General features: G+C 45.0%; 19 protein-coding genes. 12 read left to right on the forward strand and 7 right to left on the reverse strand.

Annotated elements, in window-relative coordinates; all coding sequences use genetic code 11:
• The first annotated feature begins 525 nt into the window (after positions 1-525).
• Positions 526-1,122, forward strand: a complete 597-nt coding sequence (locus tag HLM86_RS14665; protein WP_076587604.1) for a glutathione S-transferase family protein — start codon at positions 526-528, stop codon at positions 1,120-1,122.
• Positions 1,123-1,340: 218 nt separating this feature from the next.
• Here HLM86_RS14665 and HLM86_RS14670 read toward each other — a convergent pair whose 3' ends face one another.
• Together HLM86_RS14670 and rplY are read right to left on the reverse strand one after the other, a co-directional pair.
• A complete protein-coding gene (locus HLM86_RS14670; protein WP_245798173.1) occupies positions 1,341-1,592 on the reverse strand; it encodes a hypothetical protein in 252 nt (83 codons plus the stop codon).
• 405 nt (positions 1,593-1,997) lie between these two features.
• Entirely contained in the window at positions 1,998-2,276 is a 279-nt protein-coding gene (rplY, locus tag HLM86_RS14675; protein ID WP_076587608.1) for a 50S ribosomal protein L25, read from the reverse strand.
• 307 nt (positions 2,277-2,583) lie between these two features.
• Between rplY and HLM86_RS14680 the strand changes: the two genes are divergently transcribed.
• From HLM86_RS14680 to HLM86_RS14695, 4 genes are all read left to right on the forward strand, one after another.
• Positions 2,584-3,237 (forward strand): winged helix-turn-helix domain-containing protein, encoded by a 654-nt coding sequence (locus HLM86_RS14680; RefSeq protein ID WP_170883570.1) that lies wholly within the window; start codon positions 2,584-2,586, stop codon positions 3,235-3,237.
• Positions 3,230-3,679, forward strand: coding sequence for a hypothetical protein (locus HLM86_RS14685; protein ID WP_170883571.1), 450 nt, complete (start codon positions 3,230-3,232; stop codon positions 3,677-3,679). Before HLM86_RS14680 ends, HLM86_RS14685 begins: the two co-directional genes overlap by 8 nt.
• A 298-nt stretch (positions 3,680-3,977) precedes the next feature.
• Positions 3,978-4,676: a winged helix-turn-helix domain-containing protein gene (locus HLM86_RS14690; protein ID WP_254868819.1), complete on the forward strand. Its 699-nt coding sequence runs from the start codon at positions 3,978-3,980 to the stop codon at positions 4,674-4,676.
• Positions 4,669-5,121: a hypothetical protein gene (locus tag HLM86_RS14695; RefSeq protein ID WP_076587619.1), complete on the forward strand. Its 453-nt coding sequence runs from the start codon at positions 4,669-4,671 to the stop codon at positions 5,119-5,121. The genes HLM86_RS14690 and HLM86_RS14695 overlap by 8 nt, the downstream gene beginning before the upstream one ends.
• On the opposite strand, the gene HLM86_RS14700 is transcribed toward HLM86_RS14695, so the two are convergent.
• The 5 genes from HLM86_RS14700 to radD all read right to left on the reverse strand — a co-directional run bounded on the left by HLM86_RS14700 (position 5,115) and on the right by radD (position 10,483).
• A complete protein-coding gene (locus tag HLM86_RS14700) occupies positions 5,115-5,918 on the reverse strand; it encodes an N-acetylmuramoyl-L-alanine amidase-like domain-containing protein (RefSeq protein WP_076587621.1) in 804 nt (267 codons plus the stop codon). The genes HLM86_RS14695 and HLM86_RS14700 overlap by 7 nt on opposite strands.
• A 321-nt stretch (positions 5,919-6,239) precedes the next feature.
• Complete coding sequence (locus HLM86_RS14705) at positions 6,240-7,595, reverse strand: ATP-binding protein (RefSeq protein ID WP_076587623.1); 1,356 nt, start codon at positions 7,593-7,595, stop codon at positions 6,240-6,242.
• Positions 7,585-8,244: a response regulator transcription factor gene (locus HLM86_RS14710; protein WP_076587625.1), complete on the reverse strand. Its 660-nt coding sequence runs from the start codon at positions 8,242-8,244 to the stop codon at positions 7,585-7,587. Before HLM86_RS14710 ends, HLM86_RS14705 begins: the two co-directional genes overlap by 11 nt.
• A gap of 12 nt (positions 8,245-8,256) precedes the next feature.
• Positions 8,257-8,658, reverse strand: a complete 402-nt coding sequence (locus HLM86_RS14715; protein ID WP_076587627.1) for a PepSY domain-containing protein — start codon at positions 8,656-8,658, stop codon at positions 8,257-8,259.
• A gap of 85 nt (positions 8,659-8,743) precedes the next feature.
• Positions 8,744-10,483, reverse strand: coding sequence for a DNA repair helicase RadD (gene radD / locus HLM86_RS14720; protein ID WP_076587629.1), 1,740 nt, complete (start codon positions 10,481-10,483; stop codon positions 8,744-8,746).
• Positions 10,484-10,556: 73 nt separating this feature from the next.
• Here radD and rsuA point away from each other — a divergent pair, with 73 nt between their 5' ends.
• The 7 genes from rsuA (at position 10,557) to nhaA (ending at position 19,316) form a co-directional block, all read left to right on the forward strand.
• Complete coding sequence (gene rsuA, locus HLM86_RS14725; RefSeq protein WP_076587631.1) at positions 10,557-11,258, forward strand: 16S rRNA pseudouridine(516) synthase RsuA; 702 nt, start codon at positions 10,557-10,559, stop codon at positions 11,256-11,258.
• A 134-nt stretch (positions 11,259-11,392) separates the two neighbouring features.
• Positions 11,393-12,598 (forward strand): Bcr/CflA family multidrug efflux MFS transporter, encoded by a 1,206-nt coding sequence (locus HLM86_RS14730; protein ID WP_170883573.1) that lies wholly within the window; start codon positions 11,393-11,395, stop codon positions 12,596-12,598.
• Positions 12,598-13,257: a DUF2913 family protein gene (locus HLM86_RS14735; RefSeq protein ID WP_076587634.1), complete on the forward strand. Its 660-nt coding sequence runs from the start codon at positions 12,598-12,600 to the stop codon at positions 13,255-13,257. The genes HLM86_RS14730 and HLM86_RS14735 overlap by 1 nt, the downstream gene beginning before the upstream one ends.
• Before the next feature lie 340 nt (positions 13,258-13,597).
• Positions 13,598-14,269, forward strand: a complete 672-nt coding sequence (locus HLM86_RS14740) for an ABC transporter ATP-binding protein (protein ID WP_076587636.1) — start codon at positions 13,598-13,600, stop codon at positions 14,267-14,269.
• Positions 14,250-16,703 carry an FtsX-like permease family protein gene (locus HLM86_RS14745; RefSeq protein WP_076587638.1) on the forward strand — a complete coding sequence of 818 codons (2,454 nt, stop codon included), beginning with the start codon at positions 14,250-14,252 and terminating at the stop codon, positions 16,701-16,703. The genes HLM86_RS14740 and HLM86_RS14745 overlap by 20 nt, the downstream gene beginning before the upstream one ends.
• Complete coding sequence (locus HLM86_RS14750; protein ID WP_170883574.1) at positions 16,704-17,828, forward strand: lipocalin-like domain-containing protein; 1,125 nt, start codon at positions 16,704-16,706, stop codon at positions 17,826-17,828. It begins immediately after the preceding gene.
• 306 nt (positions 17,829-18,134) lie between these two features.
• On the forward strand, positions 18,135-19,316 hold the full coding sequence (nhaA, locus tag HLM86_RS14755; protein WP_076587642.1) for a Na+/H+ antiporter NhaA: 1,182 nt from the start codon (positions 18,135-18,137) through the stop codon (positions 19,314-19,316).
• The last annotated feature ends 489 nt before the right edge of the window (positions 19,317-19,805 follow it).

Here is a 19,805-nt window from a genome sequence, read left to right on the forward strand (position 1 = left end):
TCACCATTCTTCTTATTAGTGATAGAATGTTTTTCATGGTTCTTTTCCAAAAATAATATTCTGTACAGTTAGTGTGGAAAGGTACAATATTAAACAGGCAGGGCTAAGAATAATTAATAATCAATAATTTATGATTATTAATTTGAGGATTGAATAAAACGCCTGCTGACTACGTCGGTTAAAAGGCAGGTCATCGCCCGCGGAGAAAAGGGGGACTTTTAAAATAACGTGGGTTGAGGCGTGATCAGCTGTTGAGTGAGGGCAGGGCAAACCTGTGTTGAGCGAATGTTGCTAAATGCGTGTTCAAGGCCCAGAAGGCTGTGGTGCTTGGAGTGCTATCAGGCGTTCGTAATAAGCACAGTCCCTAAGGCGTATAAACATGCTTATGGGTAGTGGACAGCGATATCACGCATAAATGGTTACGAACGTAACAAAATCAAACTGTTCAAGGTGGTCAATTGAGTTAGGTGGTCAGTTTGTTAGCCGCTTAGCTTGATGTTGAATTTCATCGTCAAGGAGAATGAAATGAAAGTATATGGTGATCTCCAATCAGGAAATTGTCTAAAAGTTAAGATGTTACTATCGTTTCTAAATGTTGAACATGAGTGGATTCATGTGAATATTTTAGATGGTGAAACAAAAACGGCTGATTTCCTATCTAAATACCCAAATGGAAAAATCCCTGCGGTTGCATTAGATGATGGTCGTCATCTGTGTGAATCGAACGCAATATTAGGCTATTTTTCTGAGAATACAGCATTTTTACCAACAGATACGTACTTAAAAGCAAAAGTGTATGAGTGGCTGTTCTTTGAACAATACAGCCATGAGCCGTTCATTGCCGTCGCTCGCTTTATTCAAAAGTACTTGGGTATGCCAAAAGAAAGAGAAGCTGAATATCTTTCACTTCGAGAAGGTGGTCATAAAGCTCTTCAATTAATGGAAAGTCAATTGACTGAAACTCAGTATTTAGTTGGTAATGATATGTCAATTGCTGATATTTCTCTTTATGCTTATACCCATGTTGCAGGTGAAGGTGGTTTTGATCTAACGGATTATCCAGCAATTAAAAATTGGTGTCATCGCATTCAATCCATGCCAGATTATGTGGGTATGGTGTAAATTACATTCAACTAATGCATCGACACGATTTGCTACATTCGGCATTCTAGATTTCTTTGGTTTGCCGTATTAAGTGTTCAATTTGAACTTACTTTGAATGGCAGAAAATGTGTTATTCAGGCGCTGACGAATCTCCTCATAATTTCCCCAGCCCTGAATGGGGTGTTAGCCTTTGATATTCGAACATACCCCATTGGTATTGAGATTCATTAATTTAGTCATCGCCGATGATTCTGCACTTCTCTGCCGAGACGAGGTATGGATAGAGCTCGACGGTGTTTAATGCTGTTGGTTTGAAAGTTAACATACCATTTGGCTTGTACTGCAATGAAGCCATTCCACCACATCAAGATTTCAGCGAGCAACGCAATAAGAAGCAGAATACCTAACCGCTTAGTAAAGCGGGTTCTATTGTGACGAAGTGCGATCCCATCAGCGGTACTCTTTAGGTCGCGGAATACCTCCTCCATTTGGGTAAGGTTAACTTAGAGCCATCAGCACACTTTTCGTAGCAAGCATCAGAGAATTAACGCGTTTTTTTGAATGGAGGGGCGTTGGTTTTGTAGGGTTTGCTGTAGAATCTGAATATTGCCCATTGTGAGATCCTTTGATTGAAATATAAGAGAGGCAACCGCAGCGGCTAGCCTTTGGGCATAGGGTGAGTAGACTGTTCAAGAGCGGTTCGTAACGCTTGTTATTTTCAGTTTAAGGTTGGGTGTTGTATATCGCACAATGGTTGAGGTGGAGCTCAAAAACGGTGAAACCCCGATGTTGGTAGCATCGGGGTTTCGAATGTTTAGATGTCTCGGATGGTAAAGCCGATGATCTGATATGCAAAAGGCTGGAATCAATCCAACGAATTCCTTGGTAGGGAATTAGATGCGGATGAAGTCCATGTGCTCAACTTTTGGCTTAAACGCGTGACGTTGAACGTCTTGCGGTTTCACTTTCACTTCAGCGCCATCAATAACAAGAACAAGGCCTTCGTAAAACTCTGGCTTGTCCATTTGGTTAACGATGTCATCGTGGTTTAGAACGATAGATACTGGTGCTGCTTCACCACCGTAAACGATAGCTGGGAAGTTGCCAGTATGACGTAGGCGGCGGCTCGCACCTTTACCTAGTTCAGTACGTACTACTGCTTCAAATTTCATAGTATGACTCTCAAAATTAGAAAATTAATGTTCACATCCTGCAATGCGACCTTGCCTCGATGTGGTAACTCACCTGATAAGAGACAGATTGTAACTTATCAAGCGAGCGCGGATACTAGCATTCTCTCACTTTTCCTGCAATAGGGAACATCTGTTAAGCGACGGTGTGTGGGCAAATAGTGGAGAGAATGGCGGCCCAAATGTTAGGAGATAAAAAATACGCTTTCTTTTGCCGCTCTGCTTTTTCTTTTGTCGCGTTTTCATATATGGTTAGCAAACAGAACACACCTATATTCAGTCAATTATAATGCTGATTATCAATAATGATTATATTCTCAACTTACGGGCTGGTTTCGTAGAAGACGTAAAATCAGGCCAAAAAACCATGTTAGGTGGCAATGAAATATCGTTGCTTCAGTACATGGTTGAACATCCTCACAGGCCGCTGCCGAAATCCGAACTGCTTGAACAAGTTTGGCATAGTAAAGGAGTTATCGTCGAAGAAAGTAGTTTGTTGCATTGCGTATCCACGTGTCGGAAAACATTGCGGGACAGAAATGGCGAGTTAATTAGCACCATACGCGGTGTTGGCTATCAGTTTAATGGTGAGGTCAAACCATACCAACCTGACCAATCGGTGGTTGAGGAAAGCAATCCGACGTCAGTAGGCAACAACGCGTCTGATTCAACGGTATTGTTTTTTAAGTACCATGCACGCTATGCGTTGCTGTTTTCTCTGAGTGCTGGGCTTGCATACTGGCTCGCTTCCTCTTTTCGGAGCCCCTGGGTTGAGGCAGAATATTCAGAACTTCATTATCAGAGGTGTACCCTTGAGACAAAGCAGCCGATCACTTTGGATAACGTACGTGCATTCGATAGTGGTAATCAAATGATTCTGGTGGATCAACATGGGATCTCCGTTACCTACCAGAAGGGGGAGGTTGAGGTGAACTGTGAATAAGGCTTATGTCATTGCGAGTGTCGCGTTCGGTCTCCTATTAGGAGGTGGTGCTGGCTTAGTGAGTTCACCAACGGTTAGCCAGAATTTTGAAAGCCGTACCCACATAGTGACACCCACCCAAGACGGAAGTGAGAAGGTCAGGTTGCGTTCGTCACTGTCCTTGAAACGTTCAGGGCAGTATGAAATGTATTTTCTTACGGGTGGTCTGGTTGGTTTTAATACGGCCGGACATTACCATTTCAGTGCATATGGGTTGGCGTTGATGCCCTTCAACGCGGAGCAGGTGGTGCCTGAAGGCAAAACTCTGAGTACGATGGAAACCATGTTCAGTCAACGTGGTATGCATTCTATCGAGGATCTAACGATCATTCCTTATAGCGAGTCACAGATTATTTTGGTCGCTCCTCGATATTCCTATTTATTCTCAACCATAGAACAGTAAATGAAATGACCCTAATACAACCAGCGTATCTACGCTGGTTTTTTGTTTTAGTTCTTATAAATCATGTGCTTGATGTTTTTTAATAATGGTTAATTGTGAAAGAGTCTTAACCTGACATTGCCTTAACCGAGGAGAGAAAATCTTAGGTATAACGAGCCGCAAGTTTTATCAGGTAGATCTCAAGCCGTGAGGGTACTTTTCACAATGGCTAGGTTCTATGTGGATTAGGTTATCGTTTAGGAGACAGCTTTTCGATGCTAATAAGTTGGCAATGGTCATGCAGTACGGTTGAGGGGAGATGATGTTTATTATTAACGGAGCGTACATTTTTAATGCAGAACAAGGTTTTATCGACAGTCAGGAGACTCAGGTTCGTCATCCTATCGGTGTTAATGAGATCGCGCTGCTTAACTATATGATAATGAATGGCGGTAAGGTACTCACAAAAGATGAGTTGATGCATGAAGTCTGGCACAAGCGTGGTATTTTGGTGGAGCATAGTAGCTTATTACATTCTATCTCCAACTGCCGCAGAGCGTTGGAAGGCCGAGGTAATGAGGTGATTCGGACCGTAAGGGGGACGGGTTACGAATTTGTTGGTCGGGTCATACCTGCCGAGTCTGTCGAAAGCCCAAGTCGTGCCAGTGCAGAGCCAGCGTATGATGTGTTGTCGTCAAGCGGCCAGACGCACATATTGCAAGCCACCACGTTAGGGATAATCAGAAAAATTCAGCAATATTACTCCGCTCTGGGCTTGTTTTTTTTGGGAACGCTGGCCAGTTATATGGTGACAGAAACGTTGCGCTCTCCTGTCGATTTAGCCTCGTTCACTACACATACATACTCTGTATGTCGTTTCCTTGTGCAAGAGGGGAAGCAAGCAGATGTATACAATAATGCTGTTGTCTATGATTTTGGTCAGTTGCACCTGATCGTTGATGGTAACGGACGATCGCTGAGCTTTAATAAAAATAGTGGAGTCGTTGATTGTGAATAAATGGATTACGCCAGTTGGCTTAGTGATGGGTTTAGGCTTAGGTGGGGGACTCTCTTATATTGACGACAATACTCTGAACCGACATTTTATTAGCCATACGACAGCACATATAGATTCTGGGAGGCCGGGAGTAAGTGCTGCTGTGACGCTCCCTTTGCGGACAGAGTTAACTTTGAACGAAAATGGGACATTTAATGTTTATTCTCTCCTGTCCCAACGTCGTGTTGGTTATACAGGTTCCGGACACTACACCCTTGACAGTGAAGGCGTTTTATTTTCCATGCAAAAGCAAATTGCGCTGGATGTACCTACGCAAAACCAAGGTGTCATCGAAAATTTATTTGTCAGAACGGGGGCGTTTGATGGGCGTGTCACCTTTGCTCGGTTAGGTGAGGGCAGTGCCGCCTTAATTGGTAATAAAATGGTTTACCATATGACCTATTGAATGGGGGTGTAGGCTAGAGTCGGGTTGTTGAAACGGTAGATGAGGATCCCTGGTTTGTTTTTGAGGTATTGCATCAGTGGAGTATCGACCACCTTGTCGTTTTTCAACGAGGCATGACGAAGATAGACCTTACGCTCTTTGTTAATCAGTATTCCTGTGTGGGAAACGTCTAAGCCAAGTTTGTGACTGTATATACCGATCAAATCTCCATTTTTTAGCTGCGCCATCAGATTCTCATCAATGAACTGACGTGGAATAAAGTTGATATGCCTATCTGTGATGGGGACAGAGGGTATCCATCGCTGACCTTGCGGGGTTTTTTGGTTGATGTGCTTTAAGGTGGTGACGGTGCGCGTACTGAGCTTAGCGGTCATATCAATCAGATTGAAAGTATTGTCGTTAAGCCAGTCAGAGAAAAAATGCCGACGAGTAATATAGTCAATGTGTCCATGCAGGTAGCGCACTCTGCTGAGGTTGTGTTCAAATTGAGCGAATGAATCGGAGAACGCTAGGGAGATAACATAGTCGAGTAACGTTAAGTTATCGACATGATTAAGGTTTTTGACCAGAGTTTCCTTTTCCGCGTTGATTGACGTCAGAGTATTGGCTTGGTAATCGACCCCAAGAAAAAGTCTGGATGTATCAGCGATTCGATCTGCTGTGTTGAGTTGATTATCGGTTTGAATCGTATTCAGAATATCTTGTTTGACCAGCCTTTTATCGACATCCGCTTTTAGGAGGCTGACCAAAAGATAGCCACTAACCAATATGCCGATGGCAATCAGAGGATTTCTCATCACATTATCCTTGTTTACCTGTCCACTTGCCTCGCTGTTATGATGTGTTCTAGCTGATTTGGTGGCAGTATAAAATATCGAATAACACCACTCTAGCCAAGTTGAGCCTGATTCATAAATCAATAATAATTAAGATTTCTCATTCACGTTTAAACGCTAAACCTTCTCGCTATTTTGTCGAATATCCTGCCTACCTGAGTGGGTTTGACAAACCGCCCACTGAGGTATGGAGTTTAGCGAATCAGCGATATCGGGGCCATTTTAGAACATGACAAATGGCCGGAACATCAGTGGCGCTAGGATAGTTATTGGGCGTCACTATTAATGGTTGGATTGAGAGGTCTTCATTGAAAGTACGGCTTTGAGACCCCCAAGTGAGCTAGGCTCTAAAATTAGTTTACCGCGGTAGCTGTGCGCCATTTCACTGACAATGTTTAGCCCAAGCCCTGTCCCAGGGGTCGTCTCATCCAGCCGAACACCTCGTTCGATCACTTGGGTGAGCTTATCTTGTGGGATACCTTCGCCATCGTCTTCAATGATGATGTCAACGGAATCGCTGTTGAGAGGGTTTTGTTTCGAATGAACCCGAATCATACTGCGTGACCACTTGTAAGCGTTCTCCAATAAGTTACCCATCATTTCATCAAGATCCGTTTCTTCGACCGCGATGACTAACTCGGAGTCCAGTTCATTAACCAGCGTAATATGGCGCTGAACGTAGACTTTATCGAAAGCTTTGGAAATAGCGTCGACTCGATGAGACGGGGACGATTTGACTGAAAGTATATGTTTTGAACCGGCCATTCGCGCTTTGCCCAGATGATAATCGATCTGGCTTTGGATTTGATTGAGTGGAGGTATGAGGTTTTTCTGGAGGTGATGGTCCAGACAATCCACTTCATTTTTTAAGACAGAAAGCGGCGTTTTAAGCGCATGCGACAAATTTCCCGCGTGATGCCTTGCTCGCTCAAGCAGCTCTTGATAATGGAAAACCAATGCATTGAGATCAGAAACGACGGGTGAGACTTCACGTGGGTATTCTTGATCCAATTGCGTTTTTTTTCCCGATCGTAATTGCGATAATTCCTGATGCATTTTGCTAAGAGGACTTAACGACCACTGAACTTGAATAATGATCAGTGTGAGCACACCAATATACAGAAGGGAGAGAATAACCCAAAGTTGGCCAGTAAGGCTGCGTACGGTGTCCTCAATAGGCTGTTCATCCATGCCAATGACCACGTCAATGGGGCCATCATAATCAGGAAAGTAGAGAGTTGAACGTATATGGATCAGTTTTTCTTCACGGGCACCGAGAAGAGAGTGTTCCAAGCCTTTCTGGATGATTTTTTTGTCCCAAAGAGAGCGCGAACGCAGCAGCTCCTTATCGGTATTCGCGGACCAATAAAAGCCACTATAGGGGCGGCTAAATCGAGGATCTGACAACGGGGAAGATAAAGAAATATGACCTTGTTCATCGGCCTCTAACGTGGCTGCGATTTCATCCATAAACGTAGACAGCTGTGCTTTGGCATCCTCTTCCATATAACGATAGACTTGAGAGGGTACCATCACGCCTGCAGCCATTATCATTGCGGTGAGCCAGACAATGGCCGCTAAGACAAGACGGCTCTTTAAGCTTAGGCGTTTGAGCAATTGATTTGCTTTAGTTGGCATTAAGCTGATACCCAAGGCCTCGAACTGTTTTGATGACTTTTGGCGCGATTTTTTTGCGGATACGTCCAATAAAGACTTCTATCGTATTTGAATCGCGATCGAAATCTTGTTTGTAGATGTGCTCAACCAATTCGGTTCGTGAAATGACCTTGTCTGAGTTGTGCATAAAGTAAGCAATGACTTTATATTCCAGTGCAGTAAGGTCAATGGCTTGCTCTTGCCATAGAACTTTGGACGTTCGAGTATCCAGACTCAATCCACCCACCTGCATTACGGGTGCAGCGTTGCCTGAAGCACGGCGTAACTGGGCTCGAATTCTTGCGGTTAACTCCACCATTTCAAAAGGCTTTGTTTGGTAGTCATCAGCACCAGCATTGAGACCTTCAACGCGCTGAGTTAAGGTGTCGCGTGCACTCAGTATAACAACTGGAGTATTAACGTTTTCATCTCTAATGCCTTTCAATACGGTCAGGCCATCCAATTTGGGTAAACCAAGATCCAACACAATCGCATCCCATTGTTCCGATGTGGCGCGATATAATGCATCGATACCATCGACGGAAAGCTCAGGGACCCAACCATTGTGTTCAAACGCGGCAATGATTTGTTGGCCCAAGCGGGGTTCGTCTTCCACGACTAGTATTTTCATAGGGGCGCTCTTTTAGTTTTTGATTGCATTTTTGACGTTATGGCCTTTCATTGAAAGTAAATCCAGAGTCGTAGCATTGTACTCAACTTTAATGATGTTATTTTTAAAGTTCAATTTGAGTTCGTAGATCCACACATCGTCGTCTTCATCGAGTTCGACTTTGATAATTCGTCCACGGAGGTCTTTTTCTACCGCAGTATACAGTTCCGAGAATGGGCGGATATACCCCTGACGGACCGCTTCAAAAACTTCATCCTGATCGGCGTCAAATTCAATTTCTGTTCCGGGTTTATGGACATCCTGAAGTGCTGGGTGGATGTTTTCATCCGTATTATGTTTGTCTGCGTAGCTCGGGTAACTCGCCATTAAGCTGAGGGACGCTGCGACAGAGCATACTAACTGTCTATAAAACATAAGGTAACCTTCTCGGATTTTCTATCAATCATTATAGTGGTACTTTTCTGAATACAAGGTGAATATCGCTGGCTAAGCATTGATGTTAGTTGACCAACTCGTCTTCGAAGATTTTGTCGCGCATTTTCCAAAACCGACCGTGTTTACGAGCTATCACGAATTGAGGGGGACGGAACCGATGCTGGTTATTCACGACTTTTGTTGGAGAAGCCGCTTCAAAGGGACGATGTTTATCGGCAAGGTGGGGACGAACAAAACAATTTTTAAACGTTAGCTTTTGTCTCTTTGTGGAGAGTGACCAAAATTCGTGTACCTGCGCCTTGTTTTCTCCGACATAAGAGACTTTTACGCTGCTTTTCCCCTTGTTATCTTTATAGACACTCAGAGTCATTGATAGGCATTCGAATACTAGGGCATCTTTAAGGTTTAACGCCTCTTTGAGTTTTTTGTCAGGATCGACCAAGGTGGCATCACATTCGTGGCAGATCCTAGCAGCAATGTCGTTGTCTGCACCGCATTCACCGCAATATTTCGCCCTGAATCGATAGTCACAGTGCTCGCGCTGGCCATTTTCCTCATCTTCAAAAAAGCCCTGACACTTTCGACCAAAATGCTCAATCAGAAAACCGTTGTTATCCAACTTTCCCCAAAAGTTGTTATTAAAGCCACAGGCAGGGCAGGGGATGGTGATGATTTCACTGTCAGAATCGGGCTTAGGCTCGCCCACTTCTGGCTGATACAAGTCATAGCTGTTACCTGCGTAATCCAGCACCAAACATTCCTTCTTGCCCGGTGACAGACGCAATCCTCGTCCGACAATTTGTTGATAAAGGCTAATCGACTCGGTGGGCCTCAGTATCGCAATGAGGTCAACATGCGGGGCATCAAAGCCCGTGGTTAACACAGAGACATTAACCAAGTATTTGATTTGACGATTCTTAAAACGATGGATAATGGTATCACGCTCAGGGGTCGGTGTTTCGCCAATGACCAGCGCAGTTTGCTGGTCGGGCAATAGACTGAAAATCTCTTCTGCATGGCGAACGGTGGCGGCGAAAATCATCACGCCCAGTTTACTTTGTGACAATTGTAATATTTGTTCTACTATCTGAGGCGTTGCTCTTTTGGCTTTATCGATGACCAGATCCAGCTCGTGCTCTTTATATCTTCCGGTAGACGCTGGTTTTAATTGGGAGAAATCATAACTTAGGACTGGCGCATCCATCATTCGGGCTGGTGTCAGAAAGTTCTCATCGAGCAAATAGCGGATTGGCAATTCAAAGATACAATCCCGAAAAAATCGTGAGTCTTCTGTTCTGACCAGCCCACGCGTATGGTATTGATAGATCCAACCCATACCTAAACGGTAAGGTGTCGCGGTAAGACCGAGCACTTTGATACCATCGTTGAGTTCACGCAAATGGGTAATGACTTTCTGGTAGCTAGTATTCTTATCATCGGGGACTCGGTGGCACTCATCAATAACGACTAACGAGAATGAATCTTTAAACTCGTCGAGATTACGGACCACAGATTGTACCGATGCAAACACCACCTGCTGGTCTGTCTCTTTTCTGCCTAGCCCCGCTGAGTAAATAGAACCCGTGAGATTATAACCTTCATATTTTGCATGATTCTGCTCAACCAATTCTTTAACATGAGCCAAGACCAATACCCGACCTCTCGCAAGCCTTGCGAGTTCAGCGATGACCAAGCTTTTTCCGGCACCGGTGGGTAACACTAACACCGCCGGACTGGTGTGCTTGCGGAAATAGTGAATCACAGCTTTGACTGAGTCGGTTTGATAAGGTCGGAGTGTATACATAAATTGTGTGAAATATCTCAACTATTTGGTCTTGTGGGACTATACTACCTCACCTGATAGAGATGAGGTATTCATGCGTTTAGATAAATACTTATGTGATGCACTCGGTGCAACTCGGAAAGAAGCAACGAAAATTCTGAAAAGTGGGGATGTTACGGTGAATGACACCGTGCAAAAAAGCGGTGCATTTAAGGTGTCTGCTGATTGTAGCGTCGAGTGGCAGGGCCGCGTTCTGAATGCCCCAGGGCCTCGATACATTATGTTGTTTAAGCCGGATGGATTTGTTTGCTCGCATGAAGATGGTTTTAACCAGACGGCTTTTATGTTGCTTGATGAAGTGAAAATCGAGGCCCTGCATTTTGCTGGTCGACTTGACGTTGATACGACGGGGCTGGTTTTGATCACGGATGATGGGAAGTGGTCTCACCGTATTACTTCGCCAAAGCACAAATGTGAAAAGACCTATCGTGTATGGCTGGCTGAATCGATTGGTGACGACTATGTTGAAAAATTTGCGTCAGGTATCGAACTGCGGAATGAAAAAGTAGCGACCTTACCTGCCAAGCTAGAGGTTATCGATCCACAACAACGTGAGGTCCTTCTGACACTGACAGAGGGTAAATACCATCAAGTAAAACGTATGTTTGCCGCGTTGGGCAATAAAGTTGAACATTTGCACAGAGAGCGAATTGGTCATATTTTGTTGGATGAAGAGTTGGAACCTGGAGAATATCGTTACCTAACACAGTCAGAAATTGACTCTGTATGGCAATAATTCACTGATTAAAAGCTCGTTTTTCATCAATAGTTCGCTCATTATAGTTGGGTTGCCAGACTTATTCACGGAAGTCCGCTATCTTGGTCTAATGGCTGCACGGGTGTCGCTCAGTGCAGCTTAATAGGAGCGTTATGCCCACTACTGAAACCCCAATCTCGAACGCGTCTCAAACGTCGTTGTTACTGTTTTTTGTTCTAGGTGCAGTGGGAGCATTGACCCCACTCGCTATTGATATGTACTTGCCCGCAATGCCTACCATTGCCAATGATTTAGGTGTTTCTGCCAGTGCGGTTCAGGTTACCTTGACTATGTACACGGCGGGATTCGCTGTGGGGCAACTGATTCATGGCCCTTTGGCTGACAGTTTTGGGCGACGACCTGTGCTCCTCTTAGGCGTGCTTTTTTTTGGTGTTGCTTCGGTGATCAGTGCAACAACCAATAGTATTGAAGCTTTGATGTGTGTGCGCACTGCACAAGGGTTCGCGGGTGCGGCGGCAGCAGTGGTTATTCAGGCTGTTGTACGGGATATGTTTGACCGAGACGACTTTTCAAGAGTGATGTCGTTTATCACCTTGGTCATGACCATGGCGCCCCTTGTCGCTCCTATGGTGGGAGGGTATGTCTCCGATTGGTTCGGTTGGAGAGCGATTTTCTGGATTTTGACGGTGTTTGCAGCGGTTGTGATCGTGCTGGTGTTGTGGAAAATTCCAGAAACATTGGCGAGCGAAAATAGGCAACCCCTGCGTTTTGCTACCGCGTTGAAAAACTATGTTCATCTGTGTAAAAACCCAATGGCGATGGGGTTGATAATGTCTGGCTCGTTTTCTTTTTCAGGTATGTTTGCCTTTCTGACGGCCGGATCTTTTGTTTACATTGATCTCTATGGTGTTGAACCCAAAAACTTTGGTTATCTGTTTGCTTTAAATATCGTCGCAATGATGATTATGACGTCAATTAATGGGCGTTTTGTGCGAAGAGTAGGCTCGCATACCATGCTGCGATTTGGACTTGTTGTCCAGCTGATTGCGGGCGTTTGGCTATTTATCGGCTGGGTTCTTGACCTAGGGTTGTGGGGCACGGTACCGTGTGTGGTTTTGTTCATTGGCACGATATCCACCATTGGAAGCAACACCATGGGTTTGCTACTGAGTGGTTATCCGGCAATGGCAGCAACGGCCTCCTCTTTGGCAGGAACCTTGCGTTTTGGCTTGGGTTCACTGGTCGGTGCGGTGGTTGCTTTTTTGCCTGATGGTGTGGCATGGCCAATGATACTTGTTATGACGGGATGTTCTTTATTGTCCGTCGGTTTTTACTGGAAATTTGGAAGAAAGGCGTAATGTCGCAGTACACATCTGAAATTCAAAATGTCGTTAACACTGCATTGGAAGAACTCACCGCAGCACATAAGTTGGGCAAAGTGACGGATGCCCCCGTCTCAAATAATCATTATCTGGTTCGTTGGGTGACTCGGGTTTTAAAATCACAACAATTTTCGCGAATCGTCGTGAGTGATCTTACCCGCTGGCAAAAAATGGGGCGGTCAAAAGGTAATGAGTCAGCGCTGATGGCGACGTTTCAGCGGATCTCTCAGTTTTATGGGGCATTTTTTCCTCACAATCAGGAAGAGGTTGCCCTTAAAGACAGTGACATCGAAGCATTTCTCGATCATATGGAGCAATCTGGCTGGGAAGTCTCAACGTCTGAGCCGCTGACTCAATGCGGTAAAGTACAGATCTTTACCGAGGGGCCGAACTCTTTTGCACTGTGTTCAAATCAGTGCGACGACTGCTTTGATGGAGAGGCTTTAGTTAAACCTATGAGTTGGTTTGTGCGCGGCAATCATGCTCAGTTCGTCGAACAGGCCTGCCTTGCGGGCTTTGTGTTGTACAAGGTGACTGATTACAAATCGAATGTGAAGTACCATGGTGAATATTTGGTGTATCCGGCAAATCAGGGTACGCACTTGGCGGAAATACCGAAAAACTACCCATTATAACGTTTACAATGGGTCTCTTTTTGGAGGTTTTTACGCTTTTTTAAGAATACCCTTTGTATCGCTCTGAAGAAAAATGAGTGGGCCAGTATCACGCTGCCCCCCGTTGTGTCATTGGCCCCCTAAGCAGAGAGAGCAGCGAGGGTTATCCACGCCTTTGAATGGGTGAACTTTCTTGATGAAGCGCGGAAAATAATGAAATAATTTGATCGGAAATTAGACATAAAACCTTAATGCTAAGGGTTTTGATGCATATGTTGTGATCCAGTGTCCAAATTACTTCCTACCAGCGTGGTTTTAGTGTAGATTCACAGTCCAATTTGGTTCGCTTGTGGGACGTTTAATGCTTCAACTGACAGAACTCTGCAAAGGTTACGTAGATGGCGGTGATTTTCACCCCGTTTTACAAGGTGCTGAGTTAACTCTTGAGCAGGGGGAGCAGGTGGCATTGATGGGCGAGAGTGGGTCGGGCAAAAGCACGTTACTTAACTTGATCGCTGGTCTGGATTCGGTCGATTCAGGAGAGATCTGGTTTCCAACGTTTCCAATGCATAGTATTGCTGAAAGCAAGCGAACAGCGTTTAGGCGCAACAATGTGGGACTTATTTTCCAACAGTTCAACCTGTTGCCGACACTCAATATAGCGGATAACATTCGTTTCTGTCGTCAGCTTAAAGGGCTACCAGAAGATACCGGTTTATGGCGCCAGATCCTTTCTGCACTTGATTTGATGCCTCTGTTAGGTCGTTACCCTGAAGAGGTCTCTGGTGGTCAACAGCAGCGTGCGGCGATCGCAAGGGCATTGTATATGGAGCCCAAAATTCTTTTGGCGGATGAACCGACAGGAAGCCTTGACGAGCGTAATGCTGAAGCGGTAATGAGGTTGCTAACGACGCTTACCCGCCAGCTGAATTGTACACTGTTGTTAGTGACACACAGTGAGCGTGTCGCAGCTCATATGAAAGGAAGAGTGCGTTTGCAAGGAGGGCAACTTCATGTTTTGGCCCGTCACTAAAGCATTACTTGGCCATTATAAACGTTACCCTTTTCAAATTCTTCTTGTCTGGCTAGGTTTAACCCTAGGTGTTTCGCTACTCGTTGGCGTGACAGCCATCAATCACCATGCTAAACAAAGTTATGAGCATGGTGAAAAACTGTTTTCTAACCCCCTGCCTTATCGTATCCGCCCTAAGCATATCACCAACACCATTCCTCAAGGCTTTTACGTACAGCTGCGTCGTGATGGTTTTAACCAATGCTCACCGTTTAAAAGTCTCCGCTTACAGATGTCTAATGGTGCTGATCTGGTCTTGGTTGGCGTTGATCCAGTGGCTATGCTGCCGTTAAATCAAGATAAGATGTTGAGTGATTTCTCCTTGTTGAAATTACTCAAGAAGCCTTATCCGATTATCGTCAGCGCTGACTTAGCTATCCATATGCGATGGAAAGACCATGATTTTATTGATTTAGCTGACGGTACTCGAATTGGTCCGATTGTTATTGATGAATACAACAAGTTAGGCGGAACTCGCCTAATTGCAGATATATCAAAGCTTAGAACCTTAGACAAACGTTCAGGTATCTCCGAAATTGCTTGCGGTAATATGCCACCAAAAAAACTGGCTAAGCTAAAACAGTACTTACCCGATGGTATTGCACTTACGCGCAATACTCGTACGGAGTTAGAGTCGCTGACTCAGGCTTTTCATATGAACCTTACCGCTATGGGGATGTTGGCTTTCTTGGTTGGGTTGTTTATCTTCTATCAAGCGATGTCCTTATCATTGACCCAAAGACAACCTTTGGTCGGTGCGATGCGTCAAGCTGGCGTATCGGGGTGGCAGTTGGCACAGGCGTTAAGTTTGGAACTTGTTGTTTTCGTGCTTGTCAGTTGGCTCTCCGGCAACTTCTTCGGCCTACTTCTCGCGAACCAACTTATCCCAACCGTATCAGCAAGCCTGAACAGCCTTTATGATGCGAATGTGGGGTTGTTGATCTCCTGGAGCTGGCAAACCAGTATTTACAGCTTTGCCTTGACGATTTTAGCGGCTTTTGCCGCTTGCGCTTGGCCTCTGGTACGCTTGCTCCGTGCTCAACCCATTCGCTTAAGCGCGCACTTGTCGTTAGTGCGGTTTAGCGGAAAGGAATTTGCCATTCAGGCTTTGTTAGCTTGTGCTCTTTGTGTCGTTGGTATCGCGATTTATCAGGCCCCTCAGACTCAGGGGGCGGGTTTTGCCATTATTGTACTGATGTTACTCAGCGTCGCACTCCTCACACCGTTCTTAATATGGAAAGTATTCGATAGTTTATCGTTTTCTTTAAAGTGGGTAAAAGTGCGCTGGTTTTTTGCGGATGCGGGCGCGAGTATGAGTTATCGTGGTGTGGCGACCATGGCTTTTATGTTGGCAATGGCAGCGAATATTGGTGTTGAGACAATGGTGGGTAGCTTTCGCGACACCACCGATAAGTGGTTGAATCAACGATTGGCCGCCGATATGTACATCTACCCCAATAACAGTGCCGCAGCAAGAATGAGTACTTGGCTTACCAAGCAAGAGGAAGTGGACTCAGTTTGGTGGCGCTGGGAGAGAGAAGTTAACATCAATAAAGATGTGTTACAGGTGGTGAGTACGGGGTCGTCCCAAGGAGAGCTGGATGCACTTACCGTCAAGTTAGGAATCCCCAACTATTGGTACCATTTACATCATTCTAAAGGTGTTATGATCAGTGAATCCATGGCGCTAAAATTGAACATTCGTCCTGGAGATAATCTCGATTTGCCTGTGGGAATTGGTCCCGGTTGGCTGGTTGTGGGTGTCTATTATGATTACGGTAATCCCTATAATCAGGTTTTGCTCTCGCATCGCAACTGGCTTTTCACTTCTTCTGGGAGCGGCAGTGTTATGTTAGGTACGGTCTTTAAACCGGACGCAAACGTGTCTGCGCTGAAACAAAAAATGTTGACAGTATTTAGATTAAATCCTGAGCGTGTCTTTGATAATGATGAGATTCATAAGCAGGCGATGAAGATATTTGATCGTACGTTTTCCATTGCCAGTAAACTCGGAAATATTACGTTACTCATTGCCGTCTTTGGGCTTTTCTTCGCTACCGTGGCCGGTGAAGTTTCTCGTCAAAAACATGTCTCTTTGTTACGTTGTTTGGGTATGTCAGGGAAAGAGTTAGTGGCGATGGCTGGCTTGCAATTGTTCATTCTAGGCCTTATTTCGGTTTTGATTGCTCTCCCATTGGGGTTGGCGCTGGCCAATATTGTCGTCGATATCGTTATCAGGCAATCCTTTGGCTGGACCTTAGAGCTGCAAGTCATCCCAGGAGAGTATCTTCAATCTGGTTTGTTAGCGATGTTTTCATTAATGTTGGCGGGTGGGCTACCCGTTTTGAGAACGATAAGGTCAGCGCCAATGAAATCAATGCGGGATGCCTTGTAAATGAAAAAAGTTTTTGGCGTCCATTCTAGGCGCGGCTATTGGGTTATTGCACTGTTTTTCGTTGTCTTGTTCAGCACGATTATCTTGCTTAGCCTTAACAAGTTGACGTCGCAAAAATTGAGTGCACAGAGCAAGATAACATCGCCCGCCAGCAATCAGGTATTTGACCCTGTTCTACCCGATGCTCCAGTGTATTTGACCAAAGATTTCAATTTCCACAATGACTATCAACAAGAATCGTGGCAAGTCTATGCCAATGTGACTGACCAGAAAGGAGACTCTTATGGTATCCAGTGGAGTTACTTTCGACTTGCTACGGAAGACAGAAAAGAAGAAGGGTGGAGAAATCCACAGCTCTACATTGCCTACGCCGTTGTCTCGAACGCACACCGAGTTTGGCAACATCAAAGAGTCGCTCGAGGTGGTATTGGCCAAGCCGGTACGAGCGCGCAGCCATTTAGCCTTTGGATTGATAACTGGTTTTGGCGTTCACTTGGAACTAGCCCGTTTACAGGTCATTTGAGTGCGAAAAGTGATGATTTTTCCGTAGCTTTGACGACGTTTGAAAAGGGGCCTTATGTCATCCCTGGGGAAAAAGGCTACATTAAAAAGCATGAAATGTTGCCGTTAGCGTCCCATAAAATTTCTCATCCGTTTGTGGCTGTTCAAGGTACTCTCCAGCTAGGAAACGGCGTTCCTATCGTGGTCGAAGGCCAAGCTTGGATAAGTCAAGAATGGTCAAGTGATCTTGCGGTCCAAGATAGGCAAGGGTGGGATTGGTTTGTGTTCAACCTGGATGAGGAAACAACACTTTCTGTCAGCCACTATCGATATGCTAAGCAGTCCCCCTATGTTTTTGGAACCTTGTCTAAGCGTGACGGCACAAGCCTGAATTTATCGTCTGACAAACTGCTGGTTGAGCCCATACGAGTTTCTAGGTTGAATGATGGACGTTCGGTTCCTTTGCAATGGAGCATACGTGTCCCAGACCAAAACATTGACCTGACTACCGAGGCGATCAATCAAGAAATGTGGCTTCCCTTTGTGGTGCCATTTTGGCAGGGAACGGTGCACACCACAGGGAGTCATCAGGGGTCAGGATTTATGCAACTAGCAGGTTATTAGCTGTTCTGACGTCCCAAAAGCTCTCGAGCTTTTTCACCTTGTTTTCTTCTTGAGTGATTCTAAGCGCATATTTTTATGAAAAATGGCGGTGTGTTATTGTTTGTACTGGTAATTCTATGAAGTTACCTATAATAAGTGATATGGAACAACTGTTGGACCACAGTGCTTAAATCGCCTGAGTGTTTATATCGAAAATTCCGAAGTTAAACATCTAAACAAGCGATTTTTCCTGAGGAATCGATTCTTATACACTCAAGGGCTCTACTGTTAATCACCTATTAACATGATAAATAAAAGGAAAATATCATGAGTGATATTATTCGCGATTTCTTCAAACTCGAGTCAGCGGGCGGGATTCTACTTGTTATTGCCGCTGCAATCGCAATGACTATTGCCAATACCCCTTTGAACGATGCCTATCAGGCGGTATTACATTCATACATTTTGGGTATGTCCGTCTCTCACTGGATTAACGATGGTCTAATGGCAGTCTTTTTTCTGCTGATAGGTCTAGAAGTCAAACGTGAGCTGCTAGAAGGGGCGTTAAAATCCAGAGAAACGGCTATTTTTCCTGCGATTGCTGCCGTTGGGGGAATGTTAGCTCCCGCGTTGGTCTATGTTGCTTTTAATTACCAGAATGCCGAGGCGATTCAGGGGTGGGCGATTCCCGCTGCCACCGATATAGCGTTTGCTCTGGGCATTATGGCCCTGCTTGGTAAGCGCGTGCCAGTCAGCCTTAAGGTGTTCTTATTGGCATTGGCGATTATTGATGACCTTGGTGTGGTCGTGATTATTGCCTTATTTTATACAGGGGATTTGTCGACTTCTGCTCTAGCGGTGGGTTTCGCGATGACGGCAGCGCTGTTTTTGCTCAACGCCAAGCGGGTAACCAAACTGACCCCTTATATGATCGTCGGTGCAATCCTGTGGTTTGCCGTGCTGAAATCGGGGGTCCATGCAACCCTAGCTGGTGTGGTGATTGGTTTTGCGATCCCTTTGAAAGGGAAAAAAGGTGAGCGTTCGCCGCTAAAACATATGGAACATGCACTTCACCCATATGTTGCCTTTGGTATCTTGCCGGTGTTTGCGTTTGCCAATGCAGGCATTTCATTGATAGGGATTTCTCTAGAGGGATTAACGTCGATGCTGCCATTGGGCATTGCCATGGGACTATTGGTCGGTAAACCGCTTGGTATTTTCAGCTTTAGCTGGGTTGCGGTAAAATTGGGCTTAGCAAAGTTGCCTGAGGGTATTACTTTCCGACACATTTTCGCAGTCTCTGTGTTGTGTGGTATTGGCTTTACCATGTCGATATTTATTTCTTCTCTGGCATTTGGCCCAGTCAATGCTGAGTTTGATACTTATGCGCGTCTCGGTATTTTGATGGGCTCCACAACAGCGGCGGTGATAGGGTATCTACTCCTGCACTTTTCTTTACCAAAAAAGGTAACGCTGGCGGATAAGCCAGCAGCCGAAACCAATTCTTAGATTCTTCTAGTTGAAAAAAGCCAGGCCGATGTCTGGCTTTTTTGTATCCGGCTTTCGACTAACAAAGTGTTGCTGGAGGACCTTAAGTGATGTCTTTGTTAATAAATGCGTGAAATTGCTTTATGTGTGGACAAAAATTCTTGCTAAGCGTTTTTGTTTTATGATATTTTCGCGCGCAATCTCGGAGTTAATAGTTAGTTTGTCGCTCTGGGGGAAACGCGTAATGAACATTCGGGCTGAGTGTGCGTTACGTAGGGTAGGTATTGGTCAACCTTGTTGCCAATAGACGGGATACTGTGGTCGCGATGCGACATGTGAATGGGAAACCCAACATTGAACTCACTTAAGAAACAACGTTTAATCAGCTTAGTGCTTCCTAAATGCCCTGTGCTTCAAAACGGTAGTATTACCGAACCTTGATTGATCATTAGAAACTTGAATCCGTCACCTCGATGGATCGATTTCGCATACACGTAAGTCCGTGGTTAC

This window comes from Vibrio ostreicida, assembly GCF_013074385.2.
GTDB lineage: Bacteria > Pseudomonadota > Gammaproteobacteria > Enterobacterales > Vibrionaceae > Vibrio > Vibrio ostreicida.

Coding starts and splice junctions, on each gene's coding strand:
- HLM86_RS14740 (WP_076587636.1), top strand. CDS start 13,598: ATGCTTCAACTGACAGAACTCTGCAAAGGTTACGTAGATGGCGGTGAT.
- HLM86_RS14690 (WP_254868819.1), top strand. CDS start 3,978: ATGATGTTTATTATTAACGGAGCGTACATTTTTAATGCAGAACAAGGT.
- HLM86_RS14665 (WP_076587604.1), top strand. CDS start 526: ATGAAAGTATATGGTGATCTCCAATCAGGAAATTGTCTAAAAGTTAAG.
- radD (WP_076587629.1), bottom strand. CDS start 10,483: ATGTATACACTCCGACCTTATCAAACCGACTCAGTCAAAGCTGTGATT.
- HLM86_RS14670 (WP_245798173.1), bottom strand. CDS start 1,592: ATGGAGGAGGTATTCCGCGACCTAAAGAGTACCGCTGATGGGATCGCA.
- HLM86_RS14680 (WP_170883570.1), top strand. CDS start 2,584: ATGCTGATTATCAATAATGATTATATTCTCAACTTACGGGCTGGTTTC.
- HLM86_RS14700 (WP_076587621.1), bottom strand. CDS start 5,918: ATGAGAAATCCTCTGATTGCCATCGGCATATTGGTTAGTGGCTATCTT.
- nhaA (WP_076587642.1), top strand. CDS start 18,135: ATGAGTGATATTATTCGCGATTTCTTCAAACTCGAGTCAGCGGGCGGG.
- HLM86_RS14705 (WP_076587623.1), bottom strand. CDS start 7,595: ATGCCAACTAAAGCAAATCAATTGCTCAAACGCCTAAGCTTAAAGAGC.
- HLM86_RS14745 (WP_076587638.1), top strand. CDS start 14,250: ATGTTTTGGCCCGTCACTAAAGCATTACTTGGCCATTATAAACGTTAC.
- HLM86_RS14715 (WP_076587627.1), bottom strand. CDS start 8,658: ATGTTTTATAGACAGTTAGTATGCTCTGTCGCAGCGTCCCTCAGCTTA.
- rsuA (WP_076587631.1), top strand. CDS start 10,557: ATGCGTTTAGATAAATACTTATGTGATGCACTCGGTGCAACTCGGAAA.
- rplY (WP_076587608.1), bottom strand. CDS start 2,276: ATGAAATTTGAAGCAGTAGTACGTACTGAACTAGGTAAAGGTGCGAGC.
- HLM86_RS14750 (WP_170883574.1), top strand. CDS start 16,704: ATGAAAAAAGTTTTTGGCGTCCATTCTAGGCGCGGCTATTGGGTTATT.
- HLM86_RS14710 (WP_076587625.1), bottom strand. CDS start 8,244: ATGAAAATACTAGTCGTGGAAGACGAACCCCGCTTGGGCCAACAAATC.
- HLM86_RS14735 (WP_076587634.1), top strand. CDS start 12,598: ATGTCGCAGTACACATCTGAAATTCAAAATGTCGTTAACACTGCATTG.
- HLM86_RS14730 (WP_170883573.1), top strand. CDS start 11,393: ATGCCCACTACTGAAACCCCAATCTCGAACGCGTCTCAAACGTCGTTG.